Source organism: Caproiciproducens sp. MSJ-32, assembly GCF_018918055.1.
In the GTDB taxonomy this organism is placed as follows: domain Bacteria; phylum Bacillota; class Clostridia; order Clostridiales; family Clostridiaceae; genus Clostridium.
Genome location: NZ_JAHLPS010000023.1, coordinates 1 through 19,165 on the forward strand (window position 1 = coordinate 1; position 19,165 = coordinate 19,165).

The 19,165-nt window shown below is 28.6% G+C and carries 19 protein-coding genes; all 19 read left to right on the top strand.

Annotation, left to right across the window (positions count from 1 at the left end):
- Positions 1-134 precede the first annotated feature (134 nt).
- The 19 genes from KQI16_RS02615 (at position 135) to KQI16_RS02705 (ending at position 19,134) form a co-directional block, all read left to right on the top strand.
- Positions 135-1,550, top strand: coding sequence for an aminotransferase class I/II-fold pyridoxal phosphate-dependent enzyme (locus KQI16_RS02615; RefSeq protein ID WP_216432002.1), 1,416 nt, complete (start codon positions 135-137; stop codon positions 1,548-1,550).
- Between the two features lie 35 nt (positions 1,551-1,585).
- Positions 1,586-3,523 carry a [FeFe] hydrogenase, group A gene (locus KQI16_RS02620; RefSeq protein WP_216432003.1) on the top strand — a complete coding sequence of 646 codons (1,938 nt, stop codon included), beginning with the start codon at positions 1,586-1,588 and terminating at the stop codon, positions 3,521-3,523.
- A 149-nt stretch (positions 3,524-3,672) separates the two neighbouring features.
- Positions 3,673-4,509, top strand: a complete 837-nt coding sequence (locus tag KQI16_RS02625) for a pyridoxamine kinase (protein ID WP_216432004.1) — start codon at positions 3,673-3,675, stop codon at positions 4,507-4,509.
- Positions 4,499-5,026, top strand: a complete 528-nt coding sequence (locus KQI16_RS02630; protein WP_216432005.1) for a TIGR04002 family protein — start codon at positions 4,499-4,501, stop codon at positions 5,024-5,026. Before KQI16_RS02625 ends, KQI16_RS02630 begins: the two co-directional genes overlap by 11 nt.
- A 404-nt stretch (positions 5,027-5,430) precedes the next feature.
- Positions 5,431-5,637 carry a hypothetical protein gene (locus KQI16_RS02635; protein WP_216432007.1) on the top strand — a complete coding sequence of 69 codons (207 nt, stop codon included), beginning with the start codon at positions 5,431-5,433 and terminating at the stop codon, positions 5,635-5,637.
- Positions 5,638-5,662: 25 nt separating this feature from the next.
- Positions 5,663-6,274, top strand: coding sequence for a DNA-3-methyladenine glycosylase (locus KQI16_RS02640; RefSeq protein ID WP_216432009.1), 612 nt, complete (start codon positions 5,663-5,665; stop codon positions 6,272-6,274).
- Between the two features lie 68 nt (positions 6,275-6,342).
- Positions 6,343-6,723 (top strand): hypothetical protein, encoded by a 381-nt coding sequence (locus KQI16_RS02645; RefSeq protein ID WP_216432011.1) that lies wholly within the window; start codon positions 6,343-6,345, stop codon positions 6,721-6,723.
- A 149-nt stretch (positions 6,724-6,872) separates the two neighbouring features.
- Complete coding sequence (locus KQI16_RS02650; RefSeq protein WP_216432012.1) at positions 6,873-9,071, top strand: stage V sporulation protein D; 2,199 nt, start codon at positions 6,873-6,875, stop codon at positions 9,069-9,071.
- A gap of 15 nt (positions 9,072-9,086) precedes the next feature.
- Entirely contained in the window at positions 9,087-10,226 is a 1,140-nt protein-coding gene (gene spoVE / locus KQI16_RS02655) for a stage V sporulation protein E (protein ID WP_216432014.1), read from the top strand.
- Positions 10,227-10,351: 125 nt separating this feature from the next.
- Positions 10,352-11,221, top strand: a complete 870-nt coding sequence (locus tag KQI16_RS02660; RefSeq protein WP_216432039.1) for a DegV family protein — start codon at positions 10,352-10,354, stop codon at positions 11,219-11,221.
- A gap of 175 nt (positions 11,222-11,396) precedes the next feature.
- Entirely contained in the window at positions 11,397-12,002 is a 606-nt protein-coding gene (gene ruvA, locus KQI16_RS02665; RefSeq protein WP_216432016.1) for a Holliday junction branch migration protein RuvA, read from the top strand.
- A gap of 10 nt (positions 12,003-12,012) precedes the next feature.
- Positions 12,013-13,041, top strand: coding sequence for a Holliday junction branch migration DNA helicase RuvB (gene ruvB, locus KQI16_RS02670; RefSeq protein WP_216432017.1), 1,029 nt, complete (start codon positions 12,013-12,015; stop codon positions 13,039-13,041).
- Between the two features lie 16 nt (positions 13,042-13,057).
- Positions 13,058-14,086, top strand: coding sequence for a tRNA preQ1(34) S-adenosylmethionine ribosyltransferase-isomerase QueA (gene queA, locus KQI16_RS02675; protein ID WP_216432018.1), 1,029 nt, complete (start codon positions 13,058-13,060; stop codon positions 14,084-14,086).
- A gap of 17 nt (positions 14,087-14,103) precedes the next feature.
- Positions 14,104-15,252, top strand: a complete 1,149-nt coding sequence (tgt, locus tag KQI16_RS02680) for a tRNA guanosine(34) transglycosylase Tgt (protein WP_216432019.1) — start codon at positions 14,104-14,106, stop codon at positions 15,250-15,252.
- Between the two features lie 70 nt (positions 15,253-15,322).
- The gene (gene yajC / locus KQI16_RS02685) at positions 15,323-15,592 is read left to right on the top strand and encodes a preprotein translocase subunit YajC (protein ID WP_216432020.1); all 270 of its coding nucleotides are present in this window, start codon (positions 15,323-15,325) and stop codon (positions 15,590-15,592) included.
- Between the two features lie 52 nt (positions 15,593-15,644).
- Complete coding sequence (locus KQI16_RS02690) at positions 15,645-16,013, top strand: TIGR04086 family membrane protein (RefSeq protein ID WP_216432022.1); 369 nt, start codon at positions 15,645-15,647, stop codon at positions 16,011-16,013.
- Between the two features lie 256 nt (positions 16,014-16,269).
- Entirely contained in the window at positions 16,270-17,529 is a 1,260-nt protein-coding gene (locus tag KQI16_RS02695; RefSeq protein ID WP_216432024.1) for a SecDF P1 head subdomain-containing protein, read from the top strand.
- A gap of 143 nt (positions 17,530-17,672) precedes the next feature.
- A complete protein-coding gene (locus KQI16_RS02700; RefSeq protein WP_216432026.1) occupies positions 17,673-18,524 on the top strand; it encodes a DHH family phosphoesterase in 852 nt (283 codons plus the stop codon).
- A gap of 91 nt (positions 18,525-18,615) precedes the next feature.
- Positions 18,616-19,134 (top strand): adenine phosphoribosyltransferase, encoded by a 519-nt coding sequence (locus tag KQI16_RS02705; protein WP_216432028.1) that lies wholly within the window; start codon positions 18,616-18,618, stop codon positions 19,132-19,134.
- Positions 19,135-19,165 lie beyond the last annotated feature (31 nt).

A 19,165-nucleotide genomic window follows, 5' to 3' on the forward strand; every position in this document is an offset into this window, starting at 1 on the left:
TTCACCGTACTACATATAATTTTTTTGTCTATCTTTTCTATATTATTAAATTCTTCGCTATAAATTTTATAATCATTAAACATAGTACTATAGCTGGATAATTCTTTAGCTAAAATAATGACAAGGAGACTATTATGACTAAGGCGCCATTATTAGAAAGTTTAATAAATTATCATAAAGAAAATAATTTAATTTTATCCATGCCAGGAAATAAATCCGGTAAAGCTTTTCTAAGAGATGAAATTGGAAGGGAATTTATAAAAAATCTAGGTAATTTAGATATAACAGAAGTTGATCCCTTAGATAATCTTCATAATCCAGAAGGAGTTATTAAAGAAGCTCAGGAATTATTAGCTGAAATTTATAAAGTTAAAAAAGCTTTTTTTGTTGTAAATGGAAGCTCAGCAGGAAATTTAGCAGCAATTTTTTCAGCTTTTAATGAAGGAGATGAAGTATTAGTAGAAAGAAATTGTCATAAATCAATATATAATGCTTTAATACTCAGAAAATTAAAGATAATTTATATTGATGCAGTAATTGATTATAAAAATGAAATTTTTCTTCCTCCAACAGAAAAGGAAATTGAAAAAGCCATAAGTTCTGCTAATAATCCAAAGGGGGTAATATTAACTAGTCCAAATTATTTTGGGATAAGGTATAATATAGATGAATATCTAATAAAGCTTAAGGAAAAAGGCCTTAAGATAATTATAGATAGTGCTCATGGTGCTCATTTTGGAGTGAATAAGAAGTTACCTAAGTCCTTAGCCGCCCTTGGTGATTATGTTGTGATGAGCGCCCATAAAACCCTGCCTTGTTTAACTCAAGGTTCTTTTCTTTTAGTAAATGATGAAGAAGATAACATAGAATTTTATTTAAGGGCATTTATGACTACATCTCCTTCATATTTAATAATGGCCTCATTAGATTATTCAAGATATTATTTAGATAAATATGGAGATGAAGATTATAGTAAGTTAGTGGATTTGGCAGAAAAATATAAAGTTAAAATAAATAATTTGGATAAGGTTTTAGTATTAGATAATAAGGATTTAATAGATAAATATGAAATAGATAAAACTAGATATTTATTAATTACTAAGGATGGATATAGCGGACATAGACTATTGGAATATTTAAGAAAAAATAATATTCAAGGGGAAATGAGTTTTTCAAAAGGTGTAGTATTAATTTTTTCTCCTTCAAATACTGAAGAGGACTTTGAAAGGTTATATTCTGTTTTAGATAATTTAAATATAAATGAAAGAAAAACTAATGAAAAAAAGCTTAATTATCAAAGAGTTGTAAATGCAAAAGTATTTGAACCTTATGAAGTTTTTAATTTTAATAGCGAATATTGTGAATTAAATGATTCTATAGGTAAAGTAGCAAAAGAAGAAATAATACCATATCCTCCAGGCATACCGATTATATGTAGGGGGGAAATAATTACAAAAGAAGCTATTGACATAGTTAGAAATTATCTAAATTATAACTTAACAGTATTAGGTATAAAAGATAATAAAATTAAAGTTGTTAAAGAATATTAATATATTATTTAAAATATACATTTTGGGAGGAAAATATGGCAAGTTCAAAACAAACTATATTACAAAGTACTTTTGGTTCAATATTTACAGTCTTAGGGCAGAAGGAGTTAGAAAAAACTATTGGTGATAACAAAAATCTAGTAGCTATTTCTGGTAGAGTTAATAATCCTGGTATTGTTGAATTAAAGGAAGGTATGACTTTAAGAGATCTTATAAATGAAGCAGGAGGAATGATTAATAAAAAGCCTTTTAAATGTGCTCAATTAGGATTTCCTTTTAGCACCTTTGTAAGTAAATACAAATTAGATGCTCCATTAGATTTAGAGGTTTTTACTAAAAGTATATATAAAAATATTATAGTATTATCAGATGATGATTGCATAATTCAATTTGGTAAATATTACATTGAATATCTTTTAGGTAATATTGCTGAAGGTTTATGTCCTGATTATGAAGGATCAAGATATGAAATAGAAAGAATTTGGAGAATATTTGATAGAATAAGTAAAGGAAAAGCAAATTTAAGGGATATATATTTATTGAGACAACTGGGGAGTACCTTAAAGGAGAGAATTAAGCAAGATAAAAATATTACCTTGGAAATAATTGAGAATTTTTATGAGGAAATAGAAGAACATATAGAAGAGCATAAATGTTATGCAGGAGAATGTCCTCAGCTTACAAAACTTAGAATAACTGATAAATGTATAGGTTGTCATGCATGTACTAGAGTTTGCCCAGTAGATTGTATTTCCGGGAAGATTAAAGAAAAACATTTTATAGATACTGATAGATGTACTCATTGTGGACAATGTACTGTAGCTTGTCCTGTTTCAGCAATAACAGAAGGAGATAATACTTATAAATTCTTAAGAGATTTGTCTACCCCTGGGAGACTAGTTATTGCTCAAATTGCTCCAGCAGTAAGAGTAACGATTGGAGAAGCTTTTGGTTTTGAACCTGGAGAGAATTTGGAAAAGAAGTTAGTTTCAGCTCTAAAAACTTTAGGAGTTGATTATGTGTTTGATACTTCTTGGGCAGCAGATTTAACTATTATGGAGGAAGCAGCAGAACTTCAAAGTAGACTTGAAAGATATTTTAATGGAGATGATTCAGTAAAACTTCCATTACTAACTTCATGTTGTCCATCTTGGGTAAAATTTATTGAGCAAAATTATCCTGATATGTTAGATGTTCCATCTACAGCTAAATCACCTATGCAGATGTTTGCAACTATCGCTAAAGATATCTGGGCAAAAGAGAAAGGTTATAAAAGAGATTTTGTTACTTCCGTTGCAATAATGCCTTGTGTTGCAAAGAAATATGAAGCTTCTAGGCCAGAATTTTCTAGAGGGGATAATTATGATACAGATTACGTTATAACAACCAGAGAACTTATTAAAATATTAAAGCAGTCTAATATTGATTTAAGAGAATTAGAGGATGAAGAATTTGATAATCCTTTATCAGAATATAGTGGTGCTGGTGTAATTTTCGGAAGAACTGGTGGAGTTATAGAAGCTGCAGCAAGAACTGCCCTTGAAAAAATGACAGGAAAAAGGATAGAAAATATAGAATTTACTTCTTTAAGAGGATGGGAAGGTTTTAGAAGCTGTGAGTTAAATGTTGAAGGAATTAATTTGAAAATAGGAGTAGCCCATGGATTGAAAGAAGCTGGAAAGATGCTTGATAAGATTAGAAGTGGTGAAGAATTCTATCATGCAATTGAGATTATGGCTTGTAATGGGGGATGTATTGGTGGAGGTGGACAGCCTAAGCCTCAAAAGAGAAAGGAAACCATTATAAAAAGAGGAGAAGGATTAAATAATATTGACAGTAATATGAAAATAAGAAGATCTCATGAAAATGAATCTGTTTTAAAAATTTATGAAAAATATTTAGACCATCCATTAAGTGCTAAAGCTCATGAGTTAATTCATACAAAATATTTCCCAAAATTAAAGAAATATTAATTTATTAGTTTTGGGTTTTTATTTTAAGTTACAGTTAAGGTATAAATTCCTTAACTGTAACTGATAAATGAAAACCTTTTTTGATTGGACAATTTTTCTTAAAAATGGTATTATATTATTAAAAAAATTATAGTAGGTGATATGTTAGTATGAATGTAGTTAAAAAAGTAGCAGTTATAAATGATTTATCTGGAATAGGGAGATGTTCTTTAACAGCAGCAATTCCAATTTTATCAACTTTGGGAGTTCAGTGCTGCCCTTTTCCAACAGCAGTATTATCCTGTCAAACAGGGTATAATGATTTTACATTTTTGGATATAACAGAAGAAATGTATAAATATAAAAAGGCTTGGGATAAATTAAAGGTAAAATTCGATTGTATATATAGCGGTTTTCTAGGTTCAGAAGATCAAATAAATATAGTCTATGAATTTGCAAAAGAACATAAGGAAGCACTAATAGTAGTAGATCCTGTAATGGGAGATAATGGTTGTATTTATAATACTTTTACCGAAAATATGGGCAATAGAATGAAAGAGTTAATAAAAGTTGCTGATATTGTTACTCCAAACTTAACAGAAGCTTGTTTATTAACTGGCCGTAAATATAATAAATACAATACTTCTGATGAAGAACTCTTATATATGGTTAAGGAAATAGCTAAATTAGGTCCTAAGATTATTATTATTACAGGCATAGTTAGAAATGATAAAATGTATAATTTTGTATATGATTCAAATAAGAATGACTATTTCTTGGTTGGAAATGAATTTATAAATAAATCCTTCAGTGGTACAGGAGATACCTTTGCATCAATTTTAATAGGTTTACTCTTAAATAATCATAATTTGAAGTATTCAATTGAAAAAGCAGCAGAATTTTTATATAAAGCAATAAAACATACCCATGAACTTAATACTGATCCAAGGGAAGGAATATTATTTGAAAAATTTCTAAAGGAGTTGATATTAATAAATGAAAAATAATATAAAAAATAAAACAAGATATTTAGTTTTAACCGCAGTATTTGCTGCCTTTATTTGTATATCGATAGTGTTTTTGCCAAGAATACCGACAGGATTTAATGGAGGATATATTCATTTAGGAGATGTTTTAATATATTTAGCTGCAGCTTTATTATCTCTTCCTTATGGCATGGCAGCAGCAGCTATTGGAGGAGCTTTATCAGATATAATGGTAGGAGCAGCAGTTTGGGCACTTCCTACAATAATTATAAAAGCAAGTATGGTTATCTTTTTTACATCAAAAGAGGATTTAATATTATCTAAAAAAAATAAAAAAGCAGTTATTTTTGCAGGTATAACTGGTTGGTTAGGATATTATATTGCAGGTTCAATAATAGCAGGAAATTTTATTGCTCCTTTAATTACTCTTCCTATTGAAGCTCTTCAACCTATTGCAAGTGGAATTATTTTTATACTAATAGCGCATTATCTAGACAAGATTAAAATAAAAGAAAGAGTTTTTAAGGAATATAAATAAAGTAAGGAGGAAGGGGGATTAAATGGAACTGTCAAAGCTTCAAGAAAGATTCATAAATTATAAGTCTTCTGGTTATCAACTATTAAAAGGAAAAGAAGGTTCAGGAAAAAGTACTTCTTTAGTATAAAAAGCTCTGAATTTAGAAAATAACTATTGCTTGTACAATGAAGACAAAATACTTATTGTTAATTCGGATCATAGTAAAAAAAACTTTGAAGCTTAATGGAGAATACCCAGTATTAATGCCTGCAAATAATGCTTATCCAGCAATTCCACTAGAAGGAAGAGAGGTTACTATTTTAGGTGTTGTTATTGGTATAATAAAAAATAAGAATAATTTTCAATAGTAAACATAATAGGATAATCCCTTGAATATATAATGATTATATATAAGGAGGGATTATATGAAGGATGAAAAATTTCAAAATATTAAAGGTAAAATATTAGACAATATTAATTATGCTAGAAAAAATAATTTAAGAAAAGTATCTGCCTTGTTAATGTTTGATGAGGAAAGTATTAAAAAGGAATTATTATCATGGCTTCTCATGGAAGGATATAAGGTATCATTAAAAAGAGATGAATTTGATATTCTTATAATAGAATGGTAATTATAAAGATAATGGAGAGAAACAAATGATTATTGAGCAAGAATTCTATAAGAAAAATACTTTAGAAGTCGCTAAAAATCTTTTGGGACAATATTTAATAAGGGAAATTAATGGAATTAAGATAAAATCTATGATAATAGAAACAGAGGCTTATATAGGGTCTTTAGATAAGGCTTGTCATGGTTATAATTACAAAAAAACAGAAAGAACAAAACCTTTATTTGAAGAGGGTGGAATATCTTATGTATATTTTATTTATGGCTTATATAATTGCTTTAATATTGTAACCTCAATTAAGGGAGAACCAGAAGCTGTATTAATTAGGGCAGTTGAACCTATAGATAATTTTGATTATATTTCAAATTTAAGATATAAGAAAGATTTTAAGGAATTAAGTAAGGCTCAAATAAAGAATTTGACAAATGGTCCTTCTAAGTTATGTATGGCTTTAGATATTACAAGGAAAGATAATTATAAGCCTTTGTATACAGGAAAAGATATTTATTTAGAATATAATTTAGAAAGAAACTTTGAAATAGTAGAAACAAAAAGAATTGGAATAGATTATGCAGAAGAAGCAAAAGATTTTCTTTGGAGATATTATATAAAAGATAATCCTTTTGTATCAAAAAAATAAATTATAAATTGTGGAGGAATATTTATAAAATTTAAGAAAAAACTATTAGTAGAATGGAGGTAATTTTTATGAAAATAAAAAGAATTTTACTAATAGTTTTTTCTTTTCTTTTAATAAATATTATAATAATTGGTGCTAGTGATAATAAATCTGATAGAGGTAAAGGATTAGTATTAATGGGAGAAATTATAGAAATAAAAAAGAATGATAATGGTGAAATAACATCATTAACAATTGATGGCTATTTAAAAGGAAAAGAAGTTATAAAAACAAAAATTGTTACATTATTAAATCAAGATACAAAAATAATGAATTCTTCTTTTGACAAAAAAGAGGATATTAGCATAGAGATAGGAGACCTTGTATCAATGAGGGTGGATGAAAAGATAACAAAAGAATATCCATTACAAGCAATAGCTAAGAGAATATTTATTACTAAGAATAAATAGATATTTTCAAGAAATACCATTATAATAATAAAGGAGGGCAAATATGGATGAATGCCTTCTATTAATTATTTAATTAGTTTACAGAATATATTAAATTTATATTTGGACAACCAACCTCTTTAGGCAATTATAAATTACGGGGGATAGATATGAAAAGAAGAAATGCTAGAAGAAATAGAAATAATAAAAGTAGCAATATAAAAAGGGAAAGAGCTTTAATTAGCGGCTTAATAATAGCTGCTCTTCTCCTTGGGCTTATAATAAGATTGATTTATGTTATGATTTATAAAGGCAAGGACTATAAAGAAATGGCTAAAAGTCAATGGAAAGCCCAGGTTAATGTTGAAGCAAGAAGAGGAGATATTAAGGACAGAAATGGAACTATACTAGCTACTTCAATTGATGTATATAGGGTAGATTTAGATCTAGATGCTATAGATATTCATTTACAAACTGAGGAAATAACAAAAGAAGAGCTAGCAAGGCAGTTGGCAGAGGCATCAGGACTTTCTTATGATGAAGTGATGAAAAAACTCAATCCGGAGGATAAGGATAATAGAACCAGCACTCTAATAACTGGTATAGAAAAAGATGTAGCTGATAAAATTAGAGATTTGGAGATTTATGGTGTTGTTATTTCAATTAGTCCTAAAAGATATTATCCTAACAATAACTTTTTAGCTCATGTTTTAGGAAGCGTTAATTCTGATAATGTTGGTTTAAATGGAGTAGAACTTCAATATGATAGTGAATTAACTGGTACCGATGGTTATAAAATTGCTGAGGTGGATGGAAGTTTCAGTGAGCTTCCATATCAAACTGTGCAATACTCTAGTCCTATTGACGGAAAAGATATAAATTTAACAATTGATGAAAATATACAGCTAATTGCTGAAAAAATTGCAGAAAAAGGACTTGAGGAACATAAGGCTACTGGTGTTGGAATAATTGTAACAAACCCTAATAATGGCGAAATATTAGCTATGGTAAATAAGCCAGATTTTAATCCAAATACACCTTATGAGGATTATGAAAAGTTTAAGGGAGAAACAGAGTCTGAGAAACTTGAAAGTATGTTTAGAAATAATGCTATAAGCGATTCTTTTGAACCTGGATCAACTTTTAAGAACATTACTATTGCAGCAGCCCTTGAGGAAGGTCTTGTAACTGAAAATGATACTTTTTACTGTGGAGGATATTTACAATTTGGATCCACTAAAATAAAATGTTGGAATTTAACTGGCCATGGGACACAAACTTTAGCGGAAATTCTGCAAAATTCTTGTAATGTTGGTTTTATGGAACTAGGGGCTAAGTTAGGTAATGCCAAAATGAAGGAATATATAGATAAGTTTGGATTTGGAAGGCTAACGGGTATAGATCTTCCTGGAGAAACTGAAGGCATTGTTAAATCAGTAAGTGATATGAGTGAAATGGATTTGGCAACAATTGCTTTTGGACAAACAAATACAGCTAGCAATATTCAAATTATTCAAGCTTTTAATGCTATTGCAAATGGAGGGAAATTGATTCAGCCTCATATTGTTAGAGAAATTACTCATGATGAAATAAATGGAACTAAGGTAATTGATGAAGAATTTAAAGCTTCTATCAAAGAAAATGTAATATCAGAAGAAACAGCAAATACGGTTAGGTTATTTCTAGAAAGAACTATAAATCAAGGGCCAACTATTGGTGCCTTTATGGGAAAAGAAAGAAGGGTAGGAGGTAAAACAGGAACAGCACAAAAACCTGATCTTATTAATGGTGGATATTCACCAGATAAATATATTGCTTCTATAGTAGCCTTGTATCCTGTAGAAAAACCGGAAATTACAATTTTCATTAAAGTAGAAGATCCTAGTACAGGTATTTATTATGGTGGACAAGTTGCTACTCCCTTAGCAAAGGAATTATTATCTGAATTATTTATATATATGGATTCTCAAGTTTATAAAGAAAGATATAAAGAAAAGGAAAAGGTAGTTGTACCTGAAGTTAGAGGAAAATCAATTAAGGAAGCTGAAGCTATTTTAAAGGAAAATAACTTAAAAATAGAAATAGAAAGTAATGCTTCAAAAGTAATAAACATGGTACCATATCCAGGTGCTTTAGTAGAAGCAGGATCTTTAATAAGTGTGAATGTAGAAGATACGAAAAAAGATTCAAATAAAATAATAATGCCAAATTTAGAAGGCAAAACCTTAGATGAGGCAATTGAAATATTAAATAAAATTGGAATAAAAGAATATAAGATAAATGGAGAAGGTATAGTTTCCAGTCAAAGTGTAATTGCTGGTAAATTAATTGACAAGAAAACCACTGTTAAATTAGATTTGAAAAGTTAGATAGTAGGAGATAATATGAATAATGTAAGAAAAATTAATTCAAGAAAAAAGAAAAATAATATGAAAAGCATAGATTATGGATTACTTTGCGTTATTTTTCTACTATTATTTGTAGGAATAATAATGGTTTATTCTTCTAGCTCTTACTATGCTCTTTATGAAAAAAACAGCCCGGAATATTTCTTTATTAAAGAAATTATTTGGACAATTGTAGGAGTTTGTGCCATGTTATTTACTATGGCCATTGATTATCATAATTATAAAAAAATCACAGGACAAATGTTTATTATTACACTTATTTTTCTAGTTTTAGTATTGTTTATTGGTGCAGAAGTTAACGGAGCAAGAAGATGGATTAGGCTTGGACCTTTATCCTTCCAGCCATCAGAATTAGCAAAATATGTACTTGTGATTTACTTAGCGAAACAGTTAGATAGAAAAAATAGTAATATCAATAAGTTTTTTAAAGGAGTAGTTTTTTATTTAGGGATTTCTGCTATTTTTGCAGGTTTGGTATTACTTGAGAAAAATTTAAGTATTACAGCAATAATAATGATAGTTGCAGTAATAATGTTATTTGTGGGAGGGGCAAAAATTATTCATTTACTGCCAATAATACCTGCAGGTTTATCAGCTGGAATTGCATTAATCTTTGTCGCACCATACAGATTAAAAAGATTGACAGCTTTTATGAATCCTTGGGCAGATCCTTCAGGAGATAGTTATCAATTAATTCAATCTATATATGCCTTAGGATCTGGAGGTTTTTTTGGAGTTGGTTTAGGCAACTCAAGACAAAAAGCATTATTTATGCCAGAACCCCATAATGATTTTATTTTTGCAATTTTAGGTGAAGAATTTGGATTTATAGGCTGTATTTTTGTAATCCTTCTATTTATGTATTTAATTTATAAAGGAGTATATATAGCAATAAAGGCTAAAGATAATTATGGCTTTTTATTAGCGACAGGAATAGTTTCTATAATATCAATCCAAGCTGTAATTAATATAGCTGTTGTATCAGGTTCAATGCCGGTTACCGGTGTACCACTGCCTCTTATAAGTTATGGGGGAACATCTCTGGTTATCAATTTAATAGCTTTAGGAGTGCTGCTTAATATATCAAGGCAGTCCAAGGATGTAAGTAAGAAGTAACTATCTAGTCAAATATATGTTTTTAAGTGGGAGATTTAATTATTTAAAGTTGAATTATTTTGGATAAAATGATAGAGTATAAATATTAAGTAGATATTTTTATATATTTTGGAATTGGAGTGATTATTATGAATACGGTTATTATGACAGATTCATGCTGCGATTTGCCTTTAAATTTTGTAAAGGAAAATAATATAGATGTTATATCCTTAGGAATTAATATAGATTCAAAATATTATAGTGATGATTTAGGTCAAAGTATTGATATAAAGGAGTTTTACAATAAACTTAGAACTGGAATAATGCCAACTACATCTCAGGCAAATGCTTTTTCTTATGAAGAAAAATTTAAAAAATATGTAGAAGAAGGAAATGCAGTTATATACATAGGTTTTTCTTCTGCTTTAAGTGGTAGTGTAAATAGTGCAAGAATTGCAATGGAAAATATTAAGGATGAATATAAAGAGGCCGATATTACAATTATAGATAGTAAAAGTGCTTCATTAGGATTAGGACTATTAGTATATAAAGCTGCAGAAATGCTGAAAAATGGAGCTTCTAAAGATGAAATAGTAAGTTGGGTAGAAGATAATAAATTAAAGCTTAATCATTGGTTTACAGTTGATGATTTAAATCATTTAAAAAGAGGTGGAAGAGTATCTGGAACTGTAGCTGCAGTCGGTACCTTATTAGGAATTAAGCCTGTATTACATGTTGATAATGAAGGAAGACTAGTTCCTGTATCAAAGGTTAAAGGAAGAAAAAAATCAATTAAAGTATTACAGGATACAATTAAAGAAAGAATAGTAAATCCTGAAGAACAGGTAATTTTTATTAGTCACGGGGACTGTTTAGAAGAGGCAGAATATTTGAAAAAGCTAATATTAGATGATGTAAAGGTTAAAGATATAATAATAAATAATGTAGGACCAACAATAGGTACTCATTCAGGACCAGGAACTATAGCATTATTTTTCATTGGAAAAGAAAGATAAATATATAATTCATTTATTAAAAATAAGAAAATCGAGGTAATCCTCGATTTTCTTATTTCCATTCTTAAGCATTATGAAATAAGAATTGTGAATTGGTTTTGTTGAATTCTTTCATGTAAAATGATAAAGTATAATGTAGATTAAAATAAAGCTTGGCATTGGAGGTAGTAGTTGTATGTATGAATACATATGTGGGAAATATAAAGGTATCAATAAAGACTATATTATTGTTGAAAATAATGGAATAGGTTATAAAATATACACTTCAGGAGCAACTATGTCATCAATGCCTAAAATTGATGAAGATATTATGCTTTATCTAGAGCAGATAGTAAGGGAAGATTTTATTGGCCTTTATGGTTTTAACACTAGAGAGGAACTTGAGATGTTTAAGCTCCTTTTAACAATAAATGGAGTTGGGGCAAAAGCAGCACTATCATTATTGTCAATAAGTCGAATTAATAATTTAAAATATGCAATAATGATGGGGGATGAAAAACATCTTTGTAAGGCTCCAGGAATAGGAAAAAAGACAGCAGCAAGAATTATATTAGAATTAAAGGATAAAATCAAAAAAGAAGAGTTTGCTGAAGGTATTTCAAAATTAGATATGGAGGATAAGGAAAGAAATATTGACACAAATGCTATAGCAGAAGCTTTAGGGGCATTATTGGCCTTAGGATATTCAGAAAAAGAAGCAGAAGCAGCAATAAAGAAAGTTAATAAGGAAGACAGTTTAGAGAATATAATTAAAAGCTGCTTAAAAGTGCTCATGGGATAGAGGTGGGATTATGGAGAGAATAATAACCCAAAAAGAATTGTGGGAAGATAGTAACAGCTTAAGTTTGAGACCTACAAATTTACAAGAATATATTGGTCAGGAAAAGGTAAAAAAGAGATTAGAAATTTTTATAAAAGCAGCTAAAAGTAGAAATGAGGCATTGGATCATGTTCTTCTTTACGGTCCTCCTGGCTTAGGAAAAACAACCTTGGCTAATATTATTGCTACAGAAATGAAGGGAGAATTAAAAGTTACTTCTGGTCCGGCTATTGAAAGGGCTGGGGATTTAGCAGCAATATTAACAACTTTAAATAATAAAGATGTTTTATTTATTGATGAAATACATAGATTAAATAGAAGTGTGGAAGAAATTCTCTATCCTGCTATGGAGGATTATGTTTTAGATATAGTAATTGGGAAAGGGGCAGCAGCAAAGTCAATAAGGTTAGATCTGCCTAAGTTTACTCTTATAGGAGCAACAACAAGAATTGGTATGTTAACTTCACCTCTAAGAGATAGATTTGGGGTGTTATGTGATATGCAGTATTATACTGTAGAAGAATTAAAGGAAATTATAATAAGATCTTCATTTGTTTTAAATTGTAATATAACAGAAGAAGGAGCTTATGAAATAGCCAAAAGATCTAGAGGAACACCTAGAATAGCTAATAGATTATTAAAAAGAGTGAGAGATTATGCACAGGTGTATTCAGACTCTTTAATTACTACAAAAGAAGCTAATGAGGCTTTAAATCTTCTAGAAGTTGATAATATGGGCTTTGATAGAGTAGATAATAAGATATTAGAAGCGATAATAGACAATTTTAATGGAGGACCAGTTGGAATAGAAACCTTATCTTATTTTATTGGAGAAGAATTAGGAACTATAGAAGATGTATATGAGCCTTATTTGCTTCAAACTGGTTTTATAGTTAGAACTGCTAGAGGAAGAGTAGCAACGGACAAGGCATATAAGCATTTAGGAAGATTAAAAAATAACAATCAAGAACAAATAGGAGAACAACAAAAATTATTTTAAGTAATAGGAGACGGTTATGAAAGTAAGTGAATTTAATTTTTATTTACCAGAAAAGTTAATAGCACAGCATCCATTAAAAGAAAGAGATGCTTCTAGATTAATGGTGTTAGATAAAAAAACAGGAGAAATAGAACATAAAATTTTTCACGATATAATAGATTATTTAAATCCTGGAGATACTCTTGTTTTAAATAATACAAGAGTATTACCTGCTAGACTTATAGGAGAAAAAGAAGGAACAGGGGGGAAGATAGAATTCCTGTTATTAAAAAGGATTGAAGGAGATAAATGGGAATGTTTAGCTAAGCCAGGTAGGAGAGCAAAAATAGGTACTAAGTTTATCTTTGGTAATGGGAAATTAAAATGTGAAGTAATAGATATAGCTGATGAGGGAAATAGAATTATAGAATTTAGTTATAATGGTATTTTTGAAGAAGTTTTAGATGAACTTGGAGAAATGCCATTACCGCCATATATTACAGAAAAGCTTGAAGATAAAGAAAGATATCAAACTGTTTATTCAAAGGAAGAAGGCTCAGCGGCAGCTCCTACGGCAGGATTACATTTTACAGAAAAATTACTAAATGAAATAAAGAATAAGGGCGTTAATATTGCTTACTTAACCTTACATGTAGGCCTCGGAACTTTTAGACCAGTTAAGGTTGAAGATACTGATGACCATGTAATGCATTCTGAGTTTTATCAATTAGATGAGGAAAATGCAAGGATAATTAATGAAACTAAAAAAAGAGGAAATAAAATAATTTCAGTTGGAACTACTTCCACAAGAACTTTGGAAACAATAGGTGATGAAAATGGCTTTGTAAGAGCTCAAAGCGGTTGGACTGATATTTTCATCTACCCAGGATATAAATTTAAAGTAGTTGATCAGCTTATAACAAACTTCCATTTACCAGAATCAACTCTTATAATGCTTGTTTCAGCTTTAGCAGGCAAGGAAAATATTATGAGAGCTTATAATGAAGCTGTAAAAGATAAGTATAGATTTTTCTCTTTTGGAGATGCAATGTTTATTAAGGAATAAGTTTGGAGGAAGGAATATTGAGTAAAAAAAGATATACTTTATTAAAAAAAGATGGAAATGCAAGAAGGGGAAGATTTGAAACTCCTCATGGAACAATAGAAACACCTGTATTTATGAATGTCGGGACCTTAGCTGTTATTAAGGGTGCTGTTTCCACTATGGATTTAAAGGAAATTGGCTGTCAGGTAGAATTATCAAACACATATCATTTACATTTAAGACCTTCTGATAAGGTAGTGTATAAATTAGGTGGATTACATAAATTTATGAATTGGGATAGACCAATATTAACAGATTCAGGCGGTTTTCAAGTGTTTTCACTTTCAAATATTAGAAGAATAGAGGAAGAAGGAGTTTATTTTAACTCTCATATAGATGGAAGAAAGGTATTTATGGGACCAGAAGAATCTATGCAAATTCAAAGTAATTTAGCCTCAACTATTGCAATGGCTTTTGATGAATGTATACCAAATCCTTCAACAAGAGAATATGTTGAAAAATCAGTTGCAAGAACAACAAGATGGCTTGAAAGATGTAAAGCAGAATTAGATAGATTAAATTCTTTAGAGGAAACTATAAATAAGGAACAAATGCTATTTGGAATAAATCAAGGTGGTTGCTATGAAGATATAAGAATAGAACATGCTAAAACTATAGCAAAGATGGATTTAGATGGATATGCTATTGGTGGTTTAGCTGTTGGAGAAACTCATGAGGAAATGTATAGAATTATAGAAGCAGTAGTTCCTCATCTACCTGAAGATAAGCCTATTTATTTAATGGGAGTTGGAACACCAGAAAATATATTAGAAGCAGTAGATAGAGGTGTTGATTTCTTTGACTGTGTTTTACCAGCAAGAAATGGAAGACATGGTCATGTTTTCACTAAGTATGGAAAAATAAATCTTATGAATGCAAAGTTTGAATTAGATACTAATCCAATAGATGAAGGATGTCAATGTCCAGCTTGTAGAAGCTATACAAGAGCTTATATTAGACATTTATTTAAGGCAAAGGAAATGTTAGCAATGAGATTATGTGTACTTCATAATCTTTATTTCTACAATAAACTTATGGAAGATATAAGAAAAGCTATAGAAAATGGTAATTTTAAAGCCTTTAAAGAGCAAAAGTTAAGAGAATGGAAGAGCGGAGATAATAAATAATAGTTAAAAATTAAAATTTTATTTGGATGGAAATGATTGTCTTTATGCAAAAAATGGAAGGGAGAATTTTATGGAAATAATAGGAGTGTTTTTACCATTTGTTGGATTATTTGCTGTTATGTATTTTATGATGATTTTACCTGAAAAGAAGAGGAATAAACAATATAAGGAAATGTTGTCTTTCTTGCAAAAAAATGATGAAATTATCACAAAGGGTGGAATAATAGGAAGAATTATAAAAATAGAAGAAGATAATTTAGTAATAGAAACTAGTGCTGAGAAAACTAGGCTTAAAATAGTAAAAAATGGTGTAGCATCAAAGGTAAATAAAGAGAAATAGTAGAATAATACCCTTCAATAGATAATATATTTAATATTGGGGGGTGAGTTTTATGGAATGGGAAAATTATTTTAAAAGTATTTTAAAAGGATTAATTTTTGCTCTAATGGCAACATTTTTAGTTACAGCTATTTTATCTTTTGTTATGAATAGCATAACTTTACCTGATGGATTATTTAACATTATTTATGTTGTTATATCCTGTTTGGCTCTTTTAATAGGTACAGTAATAGCTGTAAAAACTTATGGTAGTAAAGGATGGATTATTGGACTTTCGGTAGGATGCATCTTTTACATATCATTATATCTTATAGGGATATTATTTGGAGCAGAAGCGAGTTTGACTGTATATGATTTTATTAAGTTTGCTTTATGCCTTTTAATAGGTGCTTTTTCAGGAATGCTTGGAGTAAACTTGTAAAAAAGTGCATAGTGCTTTTTAATGTACAATGTAGAATGGATAATACATAATAAAGGATGGTTTACCTTTGTTTTACATTCTATATTGTACATTCTTCGTAATCTTTTATTTACATATTAAATTTTTAGTAAAAATAATAAAATAACCTTTTAATAATTACTTATAAAATGTATAATAATGGTATTCCACATAGTGAAATAATTGTTTATATAAAAGAACTAATATAATTAAGGTAAATTACCAGAGGAGGAATAACATGAAGGGAAAAGGCAATAAGAAAGGTTCCGTATTAATAACAATAATTACTTTATTTGTATTATTATTATCTTATTTAGGTTTTCATGGAGCAATTATAGGTCCCTATGAGATAAAATCTTTTGATAAAGTAATTACAAAAGGGCTTGATTTAGGAGGAGGATCTTCAACCTTATTAATAATAGAAAAGGATAAGGAGGATATTTCAGAGGAAGTATTAAAGAAAAATTTAGAAGTAATCGAAAAAAGATTAAAACAAATGGATATTGATAATAGTTATACTGCTATTGAAGATGAAAAGGGGATTAGAGTTAATATAAGAAATAATGTTAACATAGATTCTGTAATAGATAGATTAACTCACAATGGAAAAGTTGAAATTAAAGATGAAGAAGATAAGGTTATTTTTACACAAGACGATATTAAAGAAGCAGATTATATCGTAGAGGGATATTCAATAAAAATAAATTTAATATTCACAGAAGAAACTAAATTAACTTTTTCAGATTTTACAGAAAATAATATAGATAAATCAATAAAGATATATTTAGATGATGATTTAATTTCTACTGAAACTATTGATGAAGCAATAACTGACGGAAAGTTAGAAATTACAGGAGTATATGATTTGTCAGAGGCAGAGGAATTTGTAGACCTTATAAACTCTGGAGCTATTATAGGAAATATAACTGCTGAAGATACTGAAACAGTAGGACCTAGTTTAGGAGAAAATGCTTATTCAAATATTGTTAAAGGAATAATAATAGGAATTATAGTCATCTTTATATTGACAATAGCTTATTATAAAATTCCAGGGCTTTTTGGAAGTTTATCTGTACTATTAAGTATTACGCTAACATTGATTGCTTATACAGAAATTGATTTAGCTTTTACTGTAAATAGTTTACTTGCATTGATATTCTCCATACTTATTGCACTTTTATCCAATATTATAATATTAGAAAAAGTAAGCAGAGAAATACCTTTATCCAAAAATCTTAAAAGTGCAGTGGCTGATGGTACTGAAAAGGGGAATTCGATTGTATTTAAAATAAATATAATAATTTTTATTATAGCAGTTATATTATATTATTTGTTGCCTTTATCAATTAAAAGTCCAGCAGTGATAATTTTGATGGCTTCAATAGTAAATATAATTTCTTCTATAGTTATAACAAAGTTATTCTTAAAATCATCAGTTAACAGCATTCTAAAGAGCAATAAACAATTTAGAATAAAGAAAAATGTTAATAAGGTTTAGTATTTTGATAATAAAATAAATAAAAATAAGTAATGCCTCCAAATATAATGGAGGTTTATTACTTTTTACTTATAAATCATTGTAATATTGCACATTTTCCATTATAATATATGTGTTTTCTAGATTTTTTGGAGGAGTTTATAATGCGTAAGTTTTGGGAGAGTATTTATAGTCCAAATTATATTAATGGATATAATCCCTTTATACTTAAAAATATGAATAAAGCTCTTGAGCAGATGGTAGAGGCCATAAATAATCGAAAGAAAATAATTGTCTATGGAATTCCTAATGTAGATGGATTATGTGCTTTATCCTCTTTAATTCTAGTTTTAAAGTATTTAAATGCTGATGTAGAATATGTAATCCATGATGAGAATTTTGCTAATGGAATAACTTTAGAAGATATTAATAATGAAGTTAATTTTCTTGGAGGAGAAGTTTTAATTGCACTAGGAATTGATCTAAAATCAGAGGAAGAAGAAGAGCTTTGTAAAAATTTAGGTATAAGTTTGGTAGTTTTGGAAAATAAAGAAGTTAATGTTGAAAAAAAGTACATATATATAAATCCAAATCAGAAAAGTTGTCAATATAGATATAAAAGTCTTTCTATTAGTGGATTGACCTTTAAATTAATGCAAGCTATAGCAATCTATTATAATATTAAATGTATTAATAAATACTTGGATTTGATTGTTATTGGCGAGCATTGGGCTCAAGTTCCCATAAGAGGAGAAAGTGAGATTTTTATTAAGGAAGGTCAAAAGTTTTTATTTAATACCAATAATCATGGTTTAAGAGCAATAATGGATTATTATAATATAAAAAATATGAATTTGGATTTTATGCTACATATAATTGATGTGATTACTCCAACTATAAATGCAGTAAAAATTAATGATAATGCAAGAATAATAATTGAGTTACTTACTACAAAGGAAAAGGATAGGGCAGACCAAATAACTAAATATTTAAATAAATCAAAGAAAACTATATGATTATTTTGATTACAATAGTAAAATTATATTGTATAAAACTCATGTATAAAATAATCATATAGTTTATAATTTTTAGTAATGGAGGATTATTATGAATCTAAAAGAGAAAATAAGAATAATTGAAAATTTCCCTAAAGAAGGAATTAGTTTTAAAGACATAACAACAGTAATAGGTGATGGAGAAGCACTAAGATATTCTATAGACAAAATCGTTGAATATTTAAAAGACAAAAATATAGATTTAATAGTAGGACCGGAAGCCAGAGGATTTATTTATGGTGTACCTGTTGCTTATGCATTGGGAGTTGGATTTGTTCCAGTAAGAAAAGCAGGTAAATTACCTGGTGAAACTGTTTCAATAACATATGATTTAGAATATGGAACTGATACCTTAGAAATACACAAGGATGCTATTAAAAAAGGACAAAGAGTTGCAATTGTAGATGATTTATTAGCAACAGGAGGAACTATTGGAGCTGTTGCAAAACTAGTAGAATTAGCTGGTGGAGAAGTAGTATCTATAGATTTTGCTATTGAGCTAACAGGACTAAAGGGAAGAGAAAAGTTAGCTAAATATGATATAATGTCTTTAGTAGATTATGAATTTTAATATTATTGAAATATTAAAAAATATATTATAT

Excerpts from the sequence above, each read along its gene's own strand:
- KQI16_RS02645 (WP_216432011.1), top strand. The coding sequence starts at position 6,343 with ATGAAAATAAAAAGAATTTTACTAATAGTTTTTTCTTTTCTTTTAATA.
- KQI16_RS02650 (WP_216432012.1), top strand. The coding sequence starts at position 6,873 with ATGAAAAGAAGAAATGCTAGAAGAAATAGAAATAATAAAAGTAGCAAT.
- KQI16_RS02615 (WP_216432002.1), top strand. The coding sequence starts at position 135 with ATGACTAAGGCGCCATTATTAGAAAGTTTAATAAATTATCATAAAGAA.
- ruvB (WP_216432017.1), top strand. The coding sequence starts at position 12,013 with ATGGAGAGAATAATAACCCAAAAAGAATTGTGGGAAGATAGTAACAGC.
- KQI16_RS02705 (WP_216432028.1), top strand. The coding sequence starts at position 18,616 with ATGAATCTAAAAGAGAAAATAAGAATAATTGAAAATTTCCCTAAAGAA.
- yajC (WP_216432020.1), top strand. The coding sequence starts at position 15,323 with ATGGAAATAATAGGAGTGTTTTTACCATTTGTTGGATTATTTGCTGTT.
- spoVE (WP_216432014.1), top strand. The coding sequence starts at position 9,087 with ATGAATAATGTAAGAAAAATTAATTCAAGAAAAAAGAAAAATAATATG.
- queA (WP_216432018.1), top strand. The coding sequence starts at position 13,058 with ATGAAAGTAAGTGAATTTAATTTTTATTTACCAGAAAAGTTAATAGCA.
- KQI16_RS02690 (WP_216432022.1), top strand. The coding sequence starts at position 15,645 with ATGGAATGGGAAAATTATTTTAAAAGTATTTTAAAAGGATTAATTTTT.
- KQI16_RS02640 (WP_216432009.1), top strand. The coding sequence starts at position 5,663 with ATGATTATTGAGCAAGAATTCTATAAGAAAAATACTTTAGAAGTCGCT.
- ruvA (WP_216432016.1), top strand. The coding sequence starts at position 11,397 with ATGTATGAATACATATGTGGGAAATATAAAGGTATCAATAAAGACTAT.
- KQI16_RS02635 (WP_216432007.1), top strand. The coding sequence starts at position 5,431 with ATGAAGGATGAAAAATTTCAAAATATTAAAGGTAAAATATTAGACAAT.
- KQI16_RS02700 (WP_216432026.1), top strand. The coding sequence starts at position 17,673 with ATGCGTAAGTTTTGGGAGAGTATTTATAGTCCAAATTATATTAATGGA.
- KQI16_RS02625 (WP_216432004.1), top strand. The coding sequence starts at position 3,673 with ATGAATGTAGTTAAAAAAGTAGCAGTTATAAATGATTTATCTGGAATA.
- KQI16_RS02695 (WP_216432024.1), top strand. The coding sequence starts at position 16,270 with ATGAAGGGAAAAGGCAATAAGAAAGGTTCCGTATTAATAACAATAATT.
- KQI16_RS02620 (WP_216432003.1), top strand. The coding sequence starts at position 1,586 with ATGGCAAGTTCAAAACAAACTATATTACAAAGTACTTTTGGTTCAATA.
- KQI16_RS02630 (WP_216432005.1), top strand. The coding sequence starts at position 4,499 with ATGAAAAATAATATAAAAAATAAAACAAGATATTTAGTTTTAACCGCA.